The organism is Vibrio sp. 1402 (assembly GCF_033340275.1).
In genome coordinates this window covers 1-559 of the sequence record NZ_JAWOWE010000559.1, presented here as the reverse complement: position 1 = coordinate 559, position 559 = coordinate 1, and the positions used below count along the sequence as shown (strand labels likewise).

The 559-nt window shown below is 46.0% G+C and carries 1 protein-coding gene; it reads right to left on the bottom strand.

Translation table 11 applies throughout. The features are described from left to right. The coding region (locus tag R7044_RS27240; RefSeq protein ID WP_318141755.1) for a TRCF domain-containing protein at positions 1-559 on the bottom strand (559 nt) is incomplete at both ends.

Sequence of the window (559 nt, the reverse complement as noted above, 5' to 3'; positions counted from 1 at the left end):
TTTATCATGGGCTTCTATCTTCTTCGCTTTAATACTACCTGCGGCAAATTTCAATTCTGAGACAGCCAGCAAGTTCTTCGCGGCATCAGGAAGTAAGCCAAAGCGGTCGATCAGCTCAACTTTTAATTCGGATAGCTCATCGCTGTCGCTCACACTCGCAATTCGTTTGTACATCGACAGACGCGTATTGACGTCTGGAATGTAATCATCAGGCAGTAGCGCAGGGATTCTCAGTTCTACTTCTGTTTGTTCACGAAGCAGATCATCCAATGATGGCTCTTTACCTTCTTTCAACGCTTCGACTGCTTGTTCAAGCATTTCCATATACAGTGTAAAACCAACCGATTGAATTTGACCACTTTGTTCGTCACCAAGCAGTTCACCAGCGCCACGAATTTCCAAATCGTGCGTTGCCAGAGTAAAGCCCGCGCCTAAGTCTTCCAGTGAAGCAATGGCATCGAGACGTTTAATGGCATCTTTGGTCATGGCTTTTGGATGTGGCGTTAACAAATAAGCATAAGCTTGATGGTGAGAGCGACCAACACGGCCACGCAATTGA